16 protein-coding genes are annotated in these 17,643 nt (G+C 57.6%); 4 read left to right on the forward strand and 12 right to left on the reverse strand.

The features are described 5' to 3' along the window. Nucleotides 1–118: 118 nt before the first annotated feature. The gene (locus Q4E11_RS06450) at nt 119–1,396 is read right to left on the reverse strand and encodes an MFS transporter (protein ID WP_303164581.1); all 1,278 of its coding nucleotides are present in this window, start codon (nt 1,394–1,396) and stop codon (nt 119–121) included. Nucleotides 1,397–1,584: 188 nt separating this feature from the next. On the opposite strand from Q4E11_RS06450, the gene Q4E11_RS06455 reads away from it, so the two are divergent. After that, nucleotides 1,585–3,087: an NYN domain-containing protein gene (locus tag Q4E11_RS06455; protein WP_303164583.1), complete on the forward strand. Its 1,503-nt coding sequence runs from the start codon at nt 1,585–1,587 to the stop codon at nt 3,085–3,087. A 97-nt stretch (nt 3,088–3,184) separates the two neighbouring features. On the opposite strand, the gene Q4E11_RS06460 is transcribed toward Q4E11_RS06455, so the two are convergent. Beyond that, entirely contained in the window at nt 3,185–4,036 is an 852-nt protein-coding gene (locus Q4E11_RS06460) for a PspA/IM30 family protein (RefSeq protein ID WP_303164584.1), read from the reverse strand. Nucleotides 4,037–4,190: 154 nt separating this feature from the next. Here Q4E11_RS06460 and Q4E11_RS06465 point away from each other — a divergent pair, with 154 nt between their 5' ends. Further along, nucleotides 4,191–5,459 carry a serine hydrolase gene (locus tag Q4E11_RS06465; protein ID WP_303164586.1) on the forward strand — a complete coding sequence of 423 codons (1,269 nt, stop codon included), beginning with the start codon at nt 4,191–4,193 and terminating at the stop codon, nt 5,457–5,459. Here Q4E11_RS06465 and trxA read toward each other — a convergent pair. From trxA to Q4E11_RS10630, 10 genes are all read right to left on the reverse strand, one after another. Further along, entirely contained in the window at nt 5,456–5,842 is a 387-nt protein-coding gene (gene trxA, locus Q4E11_RS06470; RefSeq protein WP_303164588.1) for a thioredoxin, read from the reverse strand. The genes Q4E11_RS06465 and trxA overlap by 4 nt on opposite strands. A 139-nt stretch (nt 5,843–5,981) precedes the next feature. Further along, nucleotides 5,982–6,830 carry a fumarylacetoacetate hydrolase family protein gene (locus Q4E11_RS06475; protein WP_303164590.1) on the reverse strand — a complete coding sequence of 283 codons (849 nt, stop codon included), beginning with the start codon at nt 6,828–6,830 and terminating at the stop codon, nt 5,982–5,984. Nucleotides 6,831–6,950: 120 nt separating this feature from the next. Beyond that, nucleotides 6,951–8,090, reverse strand: coding sequence for an acyltransferase family protein (locus tag Q4E11_RS06480; protein ID WP_303164592.1), 1,140 nt, complete (start codon nt 8,088–8,090; stop codon nt 6,951–6,953). A 164-nt stretch (nt 8,091–8,254) separates the two neighbouring features. Beyond that, the gene (dnaB, locus tag Q4E11_RS06485) at nt 8,255–9,829 is read right to left on the reverse strand and encodes a replicative DNA helicase (RefSeq protein WP_303164594.1); all 1,575 of its coding nucleotides are present in this window, start codon (nt 9,827–9,829) and stop codon (nt 8,255–8,257) included. Between the two features lie 672 nt (nt 9,830–10,501). Further along, complete coding sequence (gene rplI / locus Q4E11_RS06490; RefSeq protein ID WP_303164595.1) at nt 10,502–10,954, reverse strand: 50S ribosomal protein L9; 453 nt, start codon at nt 10,952–10,954, stop codon at nt 10,502–10,504. A gap of 96 nt (nt 10,955–11,050) precedes the next feature. After that, a complete protein-coding gene (locus Q4E11_RS06495) occupies nt 11,051–11,614 on the reverse strand; it encodes a single-stranded DNA-binding protein (RefSeq protein WP_303164596.1) in 564 nt (187 codons plus the stop codon). A 123-nt stretch (nt 11,615–11,737) separates the two neighbouring features. Next, complete coding sequence (gene rpsF / locus Q4E11_RS06500) at nt 11,738–12,025, reverse strand: 30S ribosomal protein S6 (RefSeq protein ID WP_303164598.1); 288 nt, start codon at nt 12,023–12,025, stop codon at nt 11,738–11,740. A 250-nt stretch (nt 12,026–12,275) separates the two neighbouring features. After that, nucleotides 12,276–12,467, reverse strand: a complete 192-nt coding sequence (locus tag Q4E11_RS06505) for a hypothetical protein (RefSeq protein ID WP_303164600.1) — start codon at nt 12,465–12,467, stop codon at nt 12,276–12,278. Then, nucleotides 12,468–14,933 (reverse strand): transglycosylase domain-containing protein, encoded by a 2,466-nt coding sequence (locus Q4E11_RS06510; protein WP_303164601.1) that lies wholly within the window; start codon nt 14,931–14,933, stop codon nt 12,468–12,470. An 11-nt stretch (nt 14,934–14,944) separates the two neighbouring features. Further along, nucleotides 14,945–15,316, reverse strand: a complete 372-nt coding sequence (locus Q4E11_RS10630) for a DUF5318 family protein (RefSeq protein WP_368410411.1) — start codon at nt 15,314–15,316, stop codon at nt 14,945–14,947. Between the two features lie 235 nt (nt 15,317–15,551). Here Q4E11_RS10630 and Q4E11_RS06515 point away from each other — a divergent pair, with 235 nt between their 5' ends. Both Q4E11_RS06515 and Q4E11_RS06520 read left to right on the forward strand, forming a co-directional pair. After that, a complete protein-coding gene (locus Q4E11_RS06515) occupies nt 15,552–16,634 on the forward strand; it encodes an inositol-3-phosphate synthase (protein ID WP_303164603.1) in 1,083 nt (360 codons plus the stop codon). A gap of 407 nt (nt 16,635–17,041) precedes the next feature. Continuing rightward, on the forward strand, nt 17,042–17,533 hold the full coding sequence (locus tag Q4E11_RS06520) for a MarR family winged helix-turn-helix transcriptional regulator (protein ID WP_303164605.1): 492 nt from the start codon (nt 17,042–17,044) through the stop codon (nt 17,531–17,533). The last annotated feature ends 110 nt before the right edge of the window (nt 17,534–17,643 follow it).

Genomic DNA, 17,643 nt, shown 5'->3' on the forward strand with positions numbered 1-17,643 from the left:
AACCAGCCAGCCGCGCTGACCTCCGAATACATTACACACAACCCCACAACAAAGCTAATCCCCAGGTCAATGCACAAAAACAGTGTTAGTTGGAGTTAAGGGTTTGTTAAAGCATTGGTTAAAGAGTCGACTTAGCCCCTGCTCCAAGGCGCTTCCACACGGCGGCGGAGGCCACACCCAGCAATGCACCAGCGCCAAGGAACACGCTTCCTGCACCAAGTGCTGCCGCTCCAAGACCAGCAACTGGCGGAAGCACGACTTGGGCTAGGCGGTTGCCCATCAAACGAATAGATAGAGCCTGTGCTCGAACATCTGCACTTACTAGCGAGCTGACCCAGGTCATGGACATCGGCATGACAAATCCCCATGCCAAACCACAGATACCAACTGCAATAACCATCATCCAGCTAGAAGTCAGCCACGGCATGGCGAGCATCGGCACAACACCAGCACACACCGCAACGATGAGGACACGGTCGCGATTGGCACGACGCAGGACTGTCGGCATAACTGCTCGAGAGACAATCGCCAGGCCACTTCGAGCACCCAAGATTGCAGTTACCTCGGCCACGCTGAATCCGAGTTCTCGACCCAGCACCGGTACATAGGCGGTCAGCAAATCGATTGCCACAATCACGGCTATCGACACTGTCATGGCACTGGACATGCCTTCATAGCGAAGAATGTCGAAAAGCGAGGGCGAGATCTTTTCAGCCGGATGTTCAGTCCGCTCCCGGGAAGGACTTTCATCTGCACCTGAGGATTGTCCACCAGCAGAACCCGAGGCTGCCGCATACACTTCCCCAGCTGCGGCCGCTTCGAGCCGTCGATAAGCAGTGGCGACCGGCCAGCCGATGACGAGCGCGACCGCACCGATAATCGCCATCGCCCATAGCGCGCCGGTCGTGGTAGTGCCGGCGCTGGCGCCGTCGTGATTCGGAGTCAGCAGACCAGCACCGACGATACCGAGGAATTGGCCGATGGAGATGCCCAGTGTGAAGTAGGCAAACAGACTGTCCAGCCCCGCGACGCCACCTCGGAGATGAGAAACCATCCCCTGCGCGGCGATGAGCGTGGTCAGATGCGCGAACCCAAGCGTGACGTAGCCGAGCAGCAACACGGGCAGATTCGCCGAAAGTGCCATGACAACTGCGGCGATGACAGTTGCGATGAGGCCGGCGTACATGACTTCGGTGGCTCGGCGGGAGTCGACAAGCTTGCCGGCGGGAAGAGCGATAAGCAGAGGAACAAGGGAAAACGCCGCGGTAAACCAACCGACGGTGGCTGCGGAACCACCGAAGTCGAGGACTCGCCAGGACAACAGCACACGCCCACCGTTGAACACCGCCTGCCCCATGACCGTCACGAGAACCAAAAGACCGAACCAGCGTTTCATTTTCTGCTCGATTTTTCCTTTCTCCTGCGAGGCGGGTTCATCTGCGAAAACAAATCAAACTATTGCAGGTTATTAAGGATAGTCCCTGTAGTCACACATGTTTAGGGCATAGAATGAATTATTCGGGCATCCTTGTCGATGTAACCGGATTGCCTATTTAGTTAATAAAGAATCAGGAATTAGGAGCCATGCTTGAACGCACATTGGTGTTCGTCGACACGTCATATTTATTGGCGAGCTTTTACAACTCGTGGGAAACCGGAGCCCGCGGGCAATTAGAAATTGACCTTAGAGAAGTAGTTAGTGTCCTTGACCGAATGATTACCCAGCAGCTGAACCAGCCAGTTCAGCGGCAACTTTGGTACGACGGCATCCCGGAGTCGGGGCCGCACCGTTATCAGCGCTCGCTGCGCACTATCGATGGTGTTCAGCTGCGTGCAGGTCAGCTCATTGAATGGGGCGATCGTCGCACACAGAAGGCCGTCGATACGCGCCTGGTTGCAGACATGGTCGTCGCGGGCCTGCGCAATCAGGTCTCCGATATCGTGCTGGTCTCTGGCGATGCCGACATGCTACCGGGCGTGACCGAGGCATCATCCGCAGGCGTGCGCGTGCACCTCTACGGCTTTGGCTGGGATTCCATGTCGGGTGCGCTTCGCCATGCCTGTGATTCGACGACCATTCTCGACCCCCGCGAGGACTTCGCTGACGCCATGCAGCTCAACGTCCTCGAGGGCCCGATTCCACCTGTCGTCCGCACGAACAAGCCACTCGGCGATGCCGAACCAATCGAGGATCTTGGCGCCACCCGTATCCCGGATACGCGCATCACCCCGCCAGGCGAGGAATCGCTTGACGACGGTCACAGCGCCACCCCTTCTTCTGGTGACGGTGACCCTGAGACTTCGGAGACCGGAGCCTCGGAGATTCAACAGGAAAAGCGCGTCGTACCATCGCCCACAACCGAGAGCGACTCGGAGTGCATCGAGTTCGACGGAGCTGCAGCGACACCCACTGCCAAGGCGGATTCGCCGAAGTTCAACGAAGTTGAGCATGCCGCGAAGATGGGTAAGCGGGAGGTTCCGGCGGAAGCTGAGCGCAAGGCAGAAGTTGAGCGCACTGGTTCATCTGGTTCGTCTGCCACCTCGGCTACCCCGGCTGCCCCGGCTACTCCAGCGGCCATGCCCGGCGCGACTGAGGTCAGCGGAGCTGCAAGTGAAACAGCTGCGCCTACTGAGGCGAAGGCGGATGCTGCAGCTGGCAGTGATTCGGTGAAGACGGAGCCGTCGTCAAGCGGTGCTGACGCTAAGCCTGCTGAGACAGAGGCGCCCAAGCCGAGCCCGCGTCCGAACCCGTCGATGATGGCGCCGCGCCGTAAGCTGCGGAGCCGCTATGTGCCGCTGCCGAACGAGGTGTGGGCATCTGCGGGATTCCAGACGCCGTTTGATGTGGGACAGCAGTACGCCAACTGGTGGTACGAGAACATCGCCACGGAGCAGGCACGCGATACCGCGCATCTGCTCTCGGGCGGCGGATTACCGCCGGAGATTGATCGCCCGCTGCTGCAGTTTGCGTGTGAGACTCTGCATGAATACACCCTGACTGAGACGCAGCGTGTCAACCTGCGCGACGGGTTCCATGCGGGTATCCGCGGAGTGCTGCTGGCACGGAAGAACAATCAGGGCGAATAATGCCCGACAGCGATAAACACTGCTTGACATAAAAGTGGCGGTGGTTAGGAGTTTGCCTAACCACCGCCACTTTTTTGCGTGAACTCTACTCGAGCCTCTACTTGGAATCTTCTGGCTTATCAGCCTGGTCTGTCTCGACCTGCGCTTCGGCCTCCTCCTTGGCAGCTTCCAGCTCACTGACGGACTTGGTCGGTGCATCACCGGACTCCAGCGCTGTGTTGCCGTTATCCTTGTTCATCTGCGCGCGAATCTCGGCCAGACGCATACCGGCCTGCGCGTCACGAGTCGAAGTTTCAATCTCAGCCATGCGGTTGGTGCTCGTGGACTCGGCCAGCTCCTGTGCGCCCAGGGCGTTGGCGTAGCGGCCCTCAATCTTCTCACGAACCGAATCCAGCGTCGGCACATTCGGATCGTCGGTAATACCCTGCATGCCCTGCAGCGTCTTCGATGCGGTTTCCTGCATCTTCGCCTGATCCGCCTGTGCTTCCAGCTTGCGAATCTCGTCCTTAATGCCCTCGTACCGAGCCTGGGACTGCTCCGCTTGCCGCTGCGCCTCCTGAGCAGCCGCAACTGCCTGCTGATGCAGCTGCGTGGTATTTTCCAGTTCCCGCTCCACATTCACCAGCTGCGTGGCAAAGACCTCAGCAGTACTTTCCATCTTCTGCGCAGTTGCCTCATCACCAGCCGCACGAGCTTCATCAGCACGCGCCAGTGCCTGACGAGTATTGTCTTGAATCTTGTCCCGCTCCGCATTGAGACGACCCAGCTGCATCTCCAGCTGATTGCGGTTACCGATCACAGCCGCTGCCTGTCGTTGAATCTCCTGGTGGCGCTTGCGCTCGGCCTCTGCGGCCTGCGCAATCTGGATCTTGGGATCCGCGTTGTCCTCGATTTTCTTATCGAACGAAGACATCATGTACTTCCAGCCCTTGGCAAATGGGTTAGCCATGAAGATCCAACCTTCCTCAAATTCTCAGTGCGTGTTCTCGGATACGTGGTCGAGGTTAACTAAAAGTTTTTGACTTATTCGAAAATTGTACGTGAGCCAGCGCACTCTCTCTCGGTAAAACTACAACTGCCAATTACGAGCAGTCTGACAACAGATGGATAACAAGCGCCTGCCACAGACAGTTGTAAACTCTCTATTCATGGTTCACTGCCCATCATTTGCGCGTCGCGGACTCGCTGCGAGTCTCGCTGCAGTCGTCACTCTGACTGCCACTGCGCCGCTGGCCAACGCCACGGCTTCGTCCCCGAATGACACGAACAGGGAGCAGGCTACGGATGTAGTTATTGCTGCGCCTTCCTCGAGTTCAACTTCCACTTCGCCCTCGGAGCGCAAGTCATCGTCGGAAAGCACGACCTCGGAGAGCAAATCCAAGACCTCTGAAAAGGAATCGTCGACCAAGAAGTCAGAGCCGACTGACAAGCCTGCCGCTAAGCCCAAGCACTTCCCGCCGCTCGTGCCCGGCGCGAAATCGAGGTGGGGCGAGGGCGTGCAGTCGCGTCTCGACGAAGTGACTGAGCAATTCGATGCCGAGGGCAGCACGCTCGGGATGGGTATCCTCGACCGCCAGACCGGCGAGTTTATTTGTAACTCCCACTGCGATGAGGCATTCCGCCTCGCCAGCCTGATGAAGGTGTTCGTCGCCGATGTCGTGGCCTATAGCAACTATGAGCGCCCCGAAAAGGGCAATATCACCTCAGGCACAGGTGACATGCCCGTCGAAGGCAACGCCGATGCCATGACCCGCGACGACATGATTCGCTACTCCGACAATGAGGCCACAGACGAGCTCTGGGACAACTACGGCGGTACCCGCATTGTCGATAATGTCCGTGAGCGCTACGGCCTGTCGGCCAAGACAGTCGGCAACGCCATGTGGGGTGCAACTACCAGCACGCCGGCCGATATGGTGGCCTACTTCGACCGCATGCTCAGTGAAAAGGGCGGCCTCAGCCACACTGAGACGCATTACCTGCGACAGCTGCTGTACTCGCTGCCGCGCTACTCCTACGGCAATGCCGACCAGAACTTCGGTCTGCGAGCTGCACTGCCGAAGGAGACAATTGCCAATAAGTCCGGCTGGTACGAGGACATGCACACCACTGCCGGTTTTTTGGGCGACAATGACCGTTTTGCCATTGCCGTGTTGGGAAAGAATGTCACCGCTAACGACCTCACCGAGGCCGTTAGTCGAGTGTTCCCCGAGGGACAGGTTCTGCCCAAGGAACCGAAGCACGTCTACACCAGTGAACCGCTGGCCAATGATGATGAGCCAGAAAAAGCCAATCCGGCCCTGTGGGCACTGCTAACGGCAGTGTTGGGCTTCGGGCTCGGCTGGATTCTGCGCGCCCAGCGCTCTAGCTAGGCCTCTTCGGAGGCGGTGTCCTGCTTTGCCTGCTCTGCAATCTGTGCGCGAACGTCATCCATATTCAGGGCAGAAGCCTGGCCGATGAGATCGGTCAGAGCCGCCTCCGGGAGAACACCGGAGTGCTGGAACAACAGGATTCCCTCGCGGAAGACGAACAGCGTCGGAATCGACTGAATGCCAAGGGCCGCAGAAACTTCCTGGTTAGCGTCCGTGTCCAGCTTGGCGAACACTACCTCTGGGTGCTTCTCCGACGCCTTCTCAAAAATCGGAGCGAACTGGCGGCACGGACCGCACCAGGATGCCCAGGCATCAACCAAGACAATGTCATTGTTCTGGATGGTCTCTGCGAAAGTCTGGTTCGTAATATCAACGGTTGCCATGGGACTTACTCCTTAAAAAGATCGTTTAAATAACTCTACGTTGGGTTTTCCCCTGTTAGTCCACCACAACGCACACGGGATCTAATTCATTCCATGGGGCCCGGCGCGACCGTCGTCAAGCGGCGCCCAACCACACTAACTAGCGATTGATACGCACAACGTTGCACTGCTTGCCCAGCCCATCAATGGTGACGACCATCTCCTGGCCATCGTGCAGATAGGTCGGCGGATTCATGCCGTGACCAACGCCTGCCGGCGTGCCGGTGGAGATCACATCACCCGGGTTGAGCTGCACAAACTGCGAAATATAGGACACCAGCTTGGCTGGCGAGAAGACCAGGTCCGCAATCGGGGCGTCCTGACGCAGCTCACCGTCGATGAGAGTCTTCACCCGCGCAGAGTCGGCATCGAAGGCATCGGCAGTCAACATCCACGGACCAAACGCGCTGGCGCGTTGCAGCGTCTTGCCCTGCAACCACTGTTCGGTGGCGTACTGCAGATCACGCTGAGTGAAGTCATTCATGATGGCATAGCCGGCAATCGCACGGCTGGCCTGCTCCTCATCAACCTCGAGGCAGGTCTCGCCCACAATCACCGCCAGCTCGCCCTCATAGTCCAGCTTCTGCGCGCAGGCCACAGGCACGCGAATGTCATCTCTGGCACCCGCGACCGCATCGGCGAACTTCGCGAACAACGTCGGCACCTCAGGGCGCGCATGCCCCATCTCATCAATATGCGCGGCGTAGTTCAGACCGACGCAGATAATCTTGCCCGGGCGCGTAATCAGCGGTGCGAACGCCCACGCGGTCTCCGCCACGACGTTGTCGGGATTGTCCGCCGCACCCGCCAAGAGCTCTTCTGCTTCACGACGCCACGTTGGCCGCGCTAACACATCTCCGAGACAGTGGTCAGCAAAAAGGACTGCAACGCCGTCGCCGAGCACTGCGGCGCGGGTGCCACCCTGGTATCGCAACGTTGCAAGACGCATAGCACTCTCATTTCCTCGTGGATTTTCTCTATGGCCTACTTTTGACCACATATGCACACCAACTAACTATCATGCAGCAGCTGGTCTCTATCCTCCACGCTACCGTCTCGCCCGCACGACCTACGCAGCAGGTTCAACCTGAGGGCGTTGGAAAACACGCTGTCCCGGCGTAGTGAGACGGACAACCCATGCCGGACGGACAAAGAGCCACCCAGCACCAATCTTCAGCAGCAGGCGATGCAGTCCCAGGCAGAGCATGGCCGCGATGATGGTGACCAATGGAGTCATAATGACCAGTTGCGGATCTGCCGGCAGGATGAGGTCAAAGACAATCATGACCAACACCAGCATGGGGATGTGCATGAGGAAGATGGGCAACGTGCGACCACCCACCTTTTCAAACGGCACTACCAGGCGAGTGTTTTGCAGCATCGACATGACGTTGACGGCCGCCAGCGCTCCAGTGGTGGACAGGTAGACACGGGTAAAGCCGACGTTGCCCTCATTGAAACTGGAGTAAGTGACCTGCACCCAAATTGCCACCGAGAGGAAGGCCACCAGGGAAATCACCAGCGAGATGCCATTGCGGCGTTGCGCCATCTTGAAAATCCACGGCGCGCCATACATGCCCAGCACGTAGAAAAACAGCATCTTAGACACGAAATCCCACGACCAACTCACCGCCTCAAACGGGGCCCAGACACTGATCAGACCGGCGACAATCAGCTGAATCACCGGATGGACCCGGCGAAAAGCACGGGTAAGAATCGCGAACAGCGCCAGCGCCCACAAGAACCACAGGTACGAGGTCGGCTCAATGAGAGCATGGAAGGTGTTGTAGACGCGCGCACCCCATTGACTGGTCTCTACAATCGGCGGTGGGTAGACAATCCCATCGGCGTCCACATGCGTATACGGCATGAGGAAAAGCACCAGGTCACGCAGTGGAACCCAAATGACGTACAGGTACACCATCACCCAAATGCGACGGTTGGCCAGCTTATGCCATGACTCCTTCAACGCCTTGCCGGCAAAAAGTCCCGACAACAAGAAGAACAGCGGCATACGGATGGGACCGAGGAAGAAGTTAAACGATGCCCACCACGCCGTGTAATAACCGTGCGCCTGCAGCTCGGTGATGGCATGACCCAACACGACCAGCAGAATACACAGGCCCTTGGCGGCATCCACCCAGCCGACGCGCTGTTTCGGCGCGCGCTTGCTTCTCTTTGGCGCCACGGGCGCGGTAGTTGTTGACATCTGGCTCCCCGCTTCCCCGGTGACTCCCTATTATTCCCTGCCCGCTCTACCTGCGGACCACACACATTGACCGACACCACCTTACCCAGCAACCCGGACCAAGTTAATTTCGGGTAACTACGAATGGCACCTCACAGGGGCCGCGCACAGGCACTCGCCGCGATCTACGGCTCCTCCGCGAGGTTGGCGAAGCGCGAGTAGTGCAGCTGGTGCGCAACGGCGATAGATCCGGTGGGTCCACCACGGTGCTTTGCGACGATAATGTCTGCCTCACCTGCACGTTCGTGATCAGCCTCTTGCGAGTCTGGACGGTAAATCAGCATAACAATATCGGCGTCCTGCTCCAGCGAGCCGGACTCACGCAGGTCGGAGACCTGAGGCTTCTTATCCGTACGGGCCTCCGGACCACGGTTCAACTGCGAAATAGCAATCAGTGGCACTTCCAGTTCCTTTGCCAACAGTTTCAGCTGACGGGAGAACTCGGAGACCTCTTGCTGCCTGGACTCGACCTTCTTACCCGAGCTCATCAGCTGCAGGTAGTCGACCACAATCAGCTTCAGGTCATGCTTCTGCTTGAGCTGACGAGCCTTCGCACGAATCTCCATCATGGTCAGGTTTGGAGAGTCATCAATGAAAAGCGGTGCATCACGAATCTTGTCACCGACTTCAACCAACTTGGTCCAGTCCCGCTCATCCAAGTCACCAGAACGCAGGCTGGCCATATTGATTTTTGCCTCCGCGGACATGATGCGCATCATGATTTCATTACGCGACATTTCCAACGAAAAAATGGCACTAGTCAGACCGTTGCGAATCGATGCTGAGCGCATGAAGTCCATGGCCAACGTCGACTTACCCACACCGGGGCGAGCCGCAATAATAATCATCTGACCTGGGTGGAGACCGTTAGTCAGCTTGTCCAAGTTGGTAATACCCGTGGGCACGCCCTGAGCCAGACCACCATTTTGGGTAATGAGGTCCAGTTCCTCGAGCGTGTCATCGAGAATATCCGCAATGGGCACATAGTCATTCTTCGTGTTTTCGCGACCAACGCCGAAGATAATCTGCTGTGCTTCATCCACCAGCTGCTCCGGCTCGGTGTCCTCCGCGCCCGCATAACCAATCTGAGCAATCTTCGTGCCGGCTTCCACCAATCGACGAATAGTGGCCTTTTCTGCCACGATTCGCGCATAGAACTGAGCATTCGCTGCAGTGGGCACCAAAGATGCGAGCGTGTGGAGATAGAGCGGGCCGCCGATGCGCTCCAAGTCACCAGTGCGATCCAGACGTCCGGCCAACAAAATCGGGTCAATCTCAGAGGACTCACCATAGAGATGCAGAATTGCCGAGTAAATGGTCTGGTGCGCAGGACGGTAGAAATCCTCCGGCGAAAGCTGCTCATAAACATCCGCCACTACCTCGGAGTTCAGCAGCATCGCGCCAAGCACACTCTGCTCCGCTTCGATATTGTGCGGCGGCGTGCGCTCGAAGTTAGCGCCCACTGCGGCGGAGGCCCGCACCCCGCGCCCACGATCTCGCTCACGGAAGTCGCGGGAAAACGAGCCGGAATTCCCACCAGAACGGGGCGAAGGCACGTATTCTTCCGGCGGTGCTTCCTCTACCGGTGGTTCCTCCGGCAGCGGAACGTCATCAAAAGAATCATCAAAAGAGCCCTCGGCGACCGAGGAGCCTTCATTCCCAGCGCTCGAATTCGCTCCGTCACCAACTGGCTGACTCATGTTGAGCTACGCCTCCCCTTCTGGCCCTTCTGGCCGTTCTAGCCTTGGCTGTGTGCCTTCTCGATCCCATCGCAGTTATACCCGCTCGGGCGGATTGACGGACTTGTAAAAGTACCCCTTTGGCCTGGGTAAAACAATCTGCGAGAGCATTTATCCCCGAAGTTATCCACAGGCTCTGTGGATAACCCTGGGGAGAACTTGTGAACAACCGAGAAAAGCCCAGGTGAACCCAGGGTAACCCTAAATCACCACTTCAGCGTTTCCTTAAAACCGCAGGCCAGACCGGTTGTCAAGTCTATTAATGCAGGTCACGAACCTTTTTAAAAGCTTTTGACCACACCCGGAGTTACTGCCGTCACTATTCGATGTAGAGCGCTAAGGGAGAATAATTAACGCTAATTTAATGAAAGGCTTTCACTCCGTGGAAAAGTTATCCACTATGAGGACCAACTTTACCCACAGGGTTATCCACAGGAATCGTCGTAAAGCTGTGGATAGAATCCACAGGGTATCAACAGCACCTGCACAAAGACCCTAAAACCACGAAAAGCTCCGACCTTTCAAACGTGAAAGACCGAAGCTTAACGTGTGCTGTTGTCATTGGGCTTAAGGGCACACGACCGCGTCGTGGCTCTCAAGCCGCCGTCAAAGTAAAAACTCTAAACCGCTGAATTAAGCGGCGACGACCTGTACGGAAACATGCGCGGTGATCTGCGGGTGCAGCGCGATGTCAACGGTGTGCTTACCAAGGGACTTGATCTGGCTCGGAGCAAGCACGACTGCGCGCTTGTCGATAGCCTGACCGGAAGCCTTGCGAACTGCATCGGCGATGTCACCCTTGGTGACGGAGCCGAACAGCTTGCCAGTATCCGATGCCTTCACAGCAACGGAGACGTTGTCGAGCGAATCAATCTTCTGCTTGACTTCACGTGCATGGTCGAGGTCGCGGATAGCGCGAGCCTCCTGGGCACGACGAATGCCCTCAATCTGCTTTTCTGCGCCGCGGGTGGCAACGATTGCCAGTCCACGTGGAAGCAGGTAGTTACGTCCGTAGCCGGCCTTGACCTCAACGATGTCGCCTGCGACACCGAGCTTGTCAACGTCGGCGGTGAGGATCAGCTTCATGATCCCTGCCTTTCGCTGGATATGTCTTTAAAAAGAATGAGAATTGTGGGTGCTAAATCTGCTGCGAATTAACGCGCTAGCGTGCCTGTACTGGCGCTAGAACGGAGGCTCATCGCCACCGAAACCACCGCCTGCCGGAGGTGCCGAGTTCCACGGATCTTCCGCAGGAGCTCCGCCACCGAAACCGCGATTGGACTGGCCACCCTGGCCACCCTGGTTGCCACCAAAGCCACCGCCGAAACCGCCACCGGCGTTTCCACCCTGGCCGCGATTTCCGCCGCCATAGTTTCCACCGCCACGCGGATTACGAGTGACCTGGGCCCGAGCGAACTTCAGGGACGGACCCACCTCATCGACCTCAACCTCGAAGACAGTGCGTCGCTCGCCCTGGCTGGTCTCATAGCTGCGCTGGCGCAGACGACCCTGGACGATGACTCGCATGCCCTTGGAAAGACTCTCAACGGCATTCTCAGCCGCCTCACGCCACAGGCTGCAGCTGAGGAATAGCCCCTCGCCGTCAACCCACTGGCCATCTCGGTACACCCGTGGAGTCGACGCGACGCGGAAATTCGCCACGGCGGTGCCATTTTGGGTGTACTTCAGTTCCGGATCGGCAACGAGGTTGCCGACGACTGTGATTTGTACGTCTCCCTGAGCCATGCTTGATTCTCCTCGGTTGAATTCTGTCGAGCTGATGGTGGGGCTTTGCCCGCTATCCTACGGCTTCCGCACAGACAGCGTGACCGAAACCAGTCACCGCTATCGCGCGATTAACAACGCAGATTAACGATCAGCCCGCAGCACCTTGGTGCGCAGGATGCTGTCGTTCAGATTCAGACGACGGTCGAGTTCCAGCACGGTTGCGGACTCGCAGGTCAGGTCGATGACAACGTAGATGCCATCTTCCTTCTTGTTGATCGGGTAGGCGAGGTGGCGCTTACCCCAGATGTCCACCTTCTCCACCTTGCCGTTTTCCTTGCGGACAACGTCGAGGTACTTCTCCAGGGACGGGCCTACGGTGCGTTCATCCTGTGACGGATCGATAATGATCATTACTTCGTAGTGACGCACGGACCTCATCACCTCCTATGGTCTAGTTCTTGTATTTCGGCTACACAGCGTGGGTTGCGGGCACTATCTTTCATGCCAGCCACTGCATAGCAGGAGGGTCGTTGCGTCAAGCAACCCTGCCAGGCTACCCCAGGAAGAGACATATGTCCTAATCGCGGTACTTCCGTCGGCAAGCGGAAATGTCGTGGAAGGAGCAAAAAAGACGCCCACGGTAACTACCGCGGGCGCCTGAATTTAAACTGCGCGTTGTCTACATCGAAGTTGAGGATGCGTACCCCAGTGCAATGATGACCGGAATCACTGTTGCGAACAGGAGCGCCGCCAGGCCAAGTACCCAAATGACGGCCGGCTTCCACTTCTTCATGAAACCCATGTAGGCCGTACCAAACATCACAAAGCCAAGTGCGACGCTTGCGATGGTGAAGATGACCCAGGAGTCCACTTACTGGTCACCTCCGGCCGGGGCTTCGCCGCCGCCAGTATCGGCACCGCCTCCGGCATCACCACCGCCGCCTGCGCCACCAAATCCTGGAATTGGCAGCAGGTCGGCGAGCCCACCACCGGCACCGCCTGCGCCACCGTCGCCACCCGGAATCGGAATCTCAATTTCCGGTGCAGGTGCCTCAGTGGTCTCCTCCTGAGTCTGCTCCTCAGTCGTTTCCTCCTGGTACTGCGGCGACTCGTAGGTCTGCTGCGGTGCCGTGTACTGAGGCGCACCGGCGACACCACCGACCGACTCCGGCTGCGAGAAGCTCTCGAAGTCCTTATTGGCCAGCGCGTTGTCCATGGTGTACTTCCACAGGTCACCCGGAGTCTGAGAACCGTACATGATGCCGCCCGAGCTGTTGTAGAGAGCCGAACCGTCGACATTTCCGACCCACACAGCCGTGGACAGCTGCGGAGTCGAACCAATCATCCAGGCATCCTTATTCAGCCCAGAATCGCCCAACTGCGTGGTACCGGTCTTGGCAGCCGACGCACGCCCGCCGCTCAGCGGCTTGTTGCTGTATCCGGCAATTGGCTGCATAGCGGAGATGACGTTCGTGGCAACAGCCTTGGAAACACGGCGGTCGCCGCTACCCTTGTTGGCCTCGTAAATAACTTCGCCCTTGGAGTTTTCAACCTTCTCCACGAAGTGAGTCTCTTGGTAAACGCCGTCGTTGGTCAGCGTGCCCAGACCGACAGCCATATCCAGCGGACGAGTCAGGTACTGACCGAGCGTGATGCCGTCCTGCGAGTGGCCGTTGTCATCCATCAGAGTCTTTTCCACACCAGGGATGGACTCCGCCACACCAAGGCGATGTGCCATCTTGGCCGTGTCATCCGGACCATTCTTCAAATCACGCTGGAGGCGAATAAACGGCGTGTTCAGCGACTGCTTCAGAGCTTCGTACAGTGGCACGACGCCACCGCCAGCGCCGTCGGAGTTGTACAGCGTGGCGTTACCGGACTGCACTGGCGCCGAGGAGTACTGCGCACTCAGCGGAATGCCCTGATCCAGAGCTGCTGCCAATGCGAAGATCTTGAAGGTAGAACCAGTCTGCAGACCACTGTTGGCGTAGTCCCAACCAGTCGGGTCATCACCGCCGTAGTAGGCACGGACTGCACCGGTCTTCGGCTCCACAGAAACAATGGCAGCACGCAGGCCAGTCTCCTGGTCGACGTAATTATCCATCGCATCCAGCGCAGCCTGCTGCACCGTCGGATCAATCGTTGTGGTGATCTTCAGACCACCGGTGTTGACCTCCTGCTCGGAAATACCCTTACGCTCCAGCTCGGCGAGCACCTGATTCTTAATCATCGCTGCCGGGCCCGGCTCCGGCACCTGCTGTGGGGCCAGCGCAGGGTCGATGGTCTCCGGGTACTGCATCGACGCACGATCTTCCGGCGTGATGACCTTCATTTCCACCAGGCCGTCGAGGACGTAGTTCCAGCGGTGCTCCGCCTCCGGGCGGTTCGTCCACGGGTCAAGTGCGGACGGACGCTGAATCGAGGCCGCCAGCACGGCGCCCTCCTCGACGTTCAAGTCGCTGATGTCCTTGTTGAAGTACGCCTTAGATGCAGCTGCAATGCCGTATGCATTACGGCCGAAGTAGATGGTGTTCAAGTAGGCCTCAAGAATCTCGTCCTTGGTCCACTCACGCGCCATCTTCGCCGACATCACCAGCTCTTTGGCCTTACGAGTAATCGTGCGCTCATTACCCACAACAGCATTCTTGACGTACTGCTGCGTAATGGTCGAACCACCACCGGCGCTGGAGTTACCCGTGATTACGCCGAGCGCCGCACGGCCATAACCGGTCAACGAGAAACCGGGATTTGAGTAGAAGTCTCGGTCCTCTGCGGCCAGCACCGCATTGCGCACCGCATCGGGCACCTTGTCAATGGTGACATTGCTTCGGTTGCCGCCCTCCGGCACGATGCGGGTTAGTTCCTTTTCACCAGTGCGGTCATAAATAACTGCAATCTGGTTATTGGCCAATTCCTCCGGCTCCGGCACGTCAGTCGCCGCATAGGCGACACCGAACACCACAACCGGCAGCAAAATGACCAACACCGCAGCCAACCCCAGCCACGCTAAAATGCGTCGCTTGTTGTTGGCGGGCTGTTCCTCTTGCGCCATTGAGTCTTCCTCTTCATGGTCTTCCGGGGCGCTCTGCCCCGCCGTCGACTCCGATTCGCTTGCCGACGTCATTTCTGGCTCGGCGGCCACATCGTCATTGGTGTCACCGTCTGAACCCAAATCGGTGTTGTCGCTGGACTCGTCGTCAAGCGAATTGCCGTCGGAGCCTGCGTACGTATTAAAGGAATCAGCGTCTGGCTGATCCCACCACTCACCTGAGCTGGACCCATTGCCCTCGTGAGGGCCGTTGGGACCGTCGGGTGTGTCCGGTCGATCGTTGCTCACGGGCGCTCTCCCTAGTTTTCTGACTGATCTCGAGCTGCCTGAAGTGTCCGGGTCAGGAAACTCCACTTGCAGTCCGGGCACACCTCAACTTCTTTGACGGTGCACGAACCGTATTCACTAACTATTGCTGATAATTCTTTTTCACTACAAGCAGAGCCGGAACGACGGCCCAAGTTTTCTCCGAATATCCAGAATACGAGGTGGAGGTCATCTTTGCGACATACTGGGCACGTGTACTGGGACTTTCTGCCATGAAACCGCGCTGCAGCAACCAATCGCGCATCGGCATCACAAATAGATTTCCGGGAGATCTCCCCTGCCCGCCATTGCTCCAACAACTGCTTTTTCTGCAAGGAGTGATCAATCTCGCCCTGCCATTTCATCACTGGGTCAGATTAGCAGGTACGACGTCGCACATTTCACCCCCGCTTTATCGGTAAACCCTAACCCCCGGAGGGTTTGAATCACCGTTAGTGATGAATATAGGTATAGCGTCACGCTCGTTACCTCTAGTGCGCGCGCGTCCACGATATTGAGACGAATCAGTATTAGGACGGACCGCGACTGCGAGGTCAGAAACCTCCGAGCACTAATTTAAGTTTCAAGGAGAAGTACTAAATGAGTTCAATTCGCGTCGCCATCGCCGGCGTGGGCAACTGTGCATCCTCGCTGGTGCAGGGTGTCCAGTTCTACCGCGATGCCAAGCCGGATGAGACCGTTCCAGGCCTCATGCACGTTGTCTTCGGCGACTACCACGTCAACGACATCGAGTTCGTCGCTGCATTCGATGTTGATGACAAGAAGGTCGGCAAGGACCTCTCCGAGGCCATTGTTTCCTCTGAGAACTGCACCATCAAGATTGCCGACGTTCCGACTCTCGGTGTCGAGGTTCAGCGTGGCCCGACCCTGGACGGCGTTGGCAAGTACTACAGCGAGACCATCGACCAGTCTCCGGCTGAGGCCGTGGATGTCGTCCAGGCACTGAAGGATTCCAAGGCTGACGTCCTGGTCTCCTACCTTCCGGTCGGCTCCGAGCAGGCCGACAAGTTCTACGCTCAGTGCGCCATCGACGCAGGCGTTGCATTCGTCAACGCTCTGCCGGTCTTCATCGCTTCCGACCCGGAGTGGGCCAAGAAGTTCGAAGACGCTGGCGTTCCGATTGTCGGCGACGACATCAAGAGCCAGGTCGGCGCAACCATCACCCACCGCGTGATGGCCAAGCTGTTCGAAGACCGCGGTGTTCGCCTCGAGCGCACCCTGCAGCTCAACGTCGGCGGCAACATGGACTTCAAGAACATGCTCGAGCGCGAGCGTCTGGAGTCCAAGAAGATCTCCAAGACTCAGGCTGTGACCTCTAACCTCACTGGTCCGCTGGCTGGCAAGATCGACGACCGCAACGTCCACATTGGCCCGTCCGACTGGGTCGATTGGCTCGATGACCGCAAGTGGGCCTACGTCCGCCTCGAGGGCAAGGCCTTCGGCGAGGTGCCACTGAACCTGGAGTACAAGCTCGAGGTCTGGGACTCCCCGAACTCTGCCGGCATCATCATCGACGCTCTCCGCGCCGCCAAGATTGCCAAGGATCGCGGCATTGGTGGCCCGGTCTACGCCGCTTCCTCCTACCTGATGAAGTCCCCGCCGAAGCAGCTGCCGGACGATGTCGCCCGCGCTGAGCTGGAGGCCTTTATCGCTGGCGAGTAAAAGCCGCCTTAAACTTGACGCCTTATAAGGTACGGAGTCCGCTTTGTGCGGGCTCCGTTCTTTTTATGCGTTCTTTTTATCTCTCGAGCACACGCAAGCCCCATGTAAGATGAGGCTGCCCTAATCTACTGCTCGTGGCTGATTGTGCTGGCTCCACCCAAAAGGGCAGCTGCCGACAGCACCTAACAGGTTTCCAATTTTTTAGATGTGACAACTTCGAAAGTTTTGACTACTTCCATAAATTGGATTCACTCTGGTAGGTTTCTCCATCTGCCTGCACAAATGGATTTTCCATGTTAAATCGAAATTGATTTCACTAAAAAAATTAGCAGTTGTACAAAAATAAGTAGGCAGTCAAAGACATTTCGTATTGGCAACTAGCACTGTTCGCATATAACATCGTCGCTATGACAAATAACTCGGGCTCTATTGGCACACCTGATGCCACTACTCCACTGTCGCTAGCAAAGCGCCTACGCCCTCTTCTGACCCGCGCAGAACTGCTCTACAGCCGCCGTTCTTCCGAGTCTCAGCTCAGCCGCGCTCAGCTATCCATCATGATGACGCTCAACACCCTCGGCCCCTGCCGCATTAGCCAGCTGGCAGAAGCTGAGGCTATCCGCATGCCCACCGCCTCCAATGCAGTGCACCACCTTGAGGTCGCCGGCATGGTTGAGCGCGTGCGGGACAGCAAGGACCGCCGTGGCGTGCGCGTTGAACTGACTGAAAAAGGTCGCGATGAGCTGCAGCGCGTCTCTGATGAGCGCGATCAGCAGATGGCTGAGATGTTCAGCAGCTTGTCCCCGGAGGAGCTGGAGTTCGGCGCCGGCCTGGAATCCATCTTGACCAAGGTGCTGGAGAACTACCCGGAGCATAAGAACGGCGCTGCGGGAATCTAGCCTTTTCTTCGCCTTCTAACTCCATGGGCAGGGTACATAGGTTTAACGGCTAGTTCACCTCGTTTTATATATGGTCGCTTATCCACGTAGGCTATTAACCAGAAGCACCC

The sequence above is a fragment of the Corynebacterium sp. genome (assembly GCF_030532195.1).
In the GTDB taxonomy this organism is placed as follows: domain Bacteria; phylum Actinomycetota; class Actinomycetes; order Mycobacteriales; family Mycobacteriaceae; genus Corynebacterium.

Coding starts and splice junctions, on each gene's coding strand:
- Q4E11_RS06480 (WP_303164592.1), bottom strand. CDS start 8,090: ATGTCAACAACTACCGCGCCCGTGGCGCCAAAGAGAAGCAAGCGCGCG.
- Q4E11_RS06450 (WP_303164581.1), bottom strand. CDS start 1,396: ATGAAACGCTGGTTCGGTCTTTTGGTTCTCGTGACGGTCATGGGGCAG.
- Q4E11_RS06465 (WP_303164586.1), top strand. CDS start 4,191: ATGGATAACAAGCGCCTGCCACAGACAGTTGTAAACTCTCTATTCATG.
- Q4E11_RS06495 (WP_303164596.1), bottom strand. CDS start 11,614: ATGGCTCAGGGAGACGTACAAATCACAGTCGTCGGCAACCTCGTTGCC.
- Q4E11_RS06475 (WP_303164590.1), bottom strand. CDS start 6,830: ATGCGTCTTGCAACGTTGCGATACCAGGGTGGCACCCGCGCCGCAGTG.
- Q4E11_RS06455 (WP_303164583.1), top strand. CDS start 1,585: ATGCTTGAACGCACATTGGTGTTCGTCGACACGTCATATTTATTGGCG.
- dnaB (WP_303164594.1), bottom strand. CDS start 9,829: ATGAGTCAGCCAGTTGGTGACGGAGCGAATTCGAGCGCTGGGAATGAA.
- Q4E11_RS06460 (WP_303164584.1), bottom strand. CDS start 4,036: ATGGCTAACCCATTTGCCAAGGGCTGGAAGTACATGATGTCTTCGTTC.
- rplI (WP_303164595.1), bottom strand. CDS start 10,954: ATGAAGCTGATCCTCACCGCCGACGTTGACAAGCTCGGTGTCGCAGGC.
- Q4E11_RS10630 (WP_368410411.1), bottom strand. CDS start 15,316: ATGAAATGGCAGGGCGAGATTGATCACTCCTTGCAGAAAAAGCAGTTG.
- trxA (WP_303164588.1), bottom strand. CDS start 5,842: ATGGCAACCGTTGATATTACGAACCAGACTTTCGCAGAGACCATCCAG.
- Q4E11_RS06515 (WP_303164603.1), top strand. CDS start 15,552: ATGAGTTCAATTCGCGTCGCCATCGCCGGCGTGGGCAACTGTGCATCC.
- Q4E11_RS06520 (WP_303164605.1), top strand. CDS start 17,042: ATGACAAATAACTCGGGCTCTATTGGCACACCTGATGCCACTACTCCA.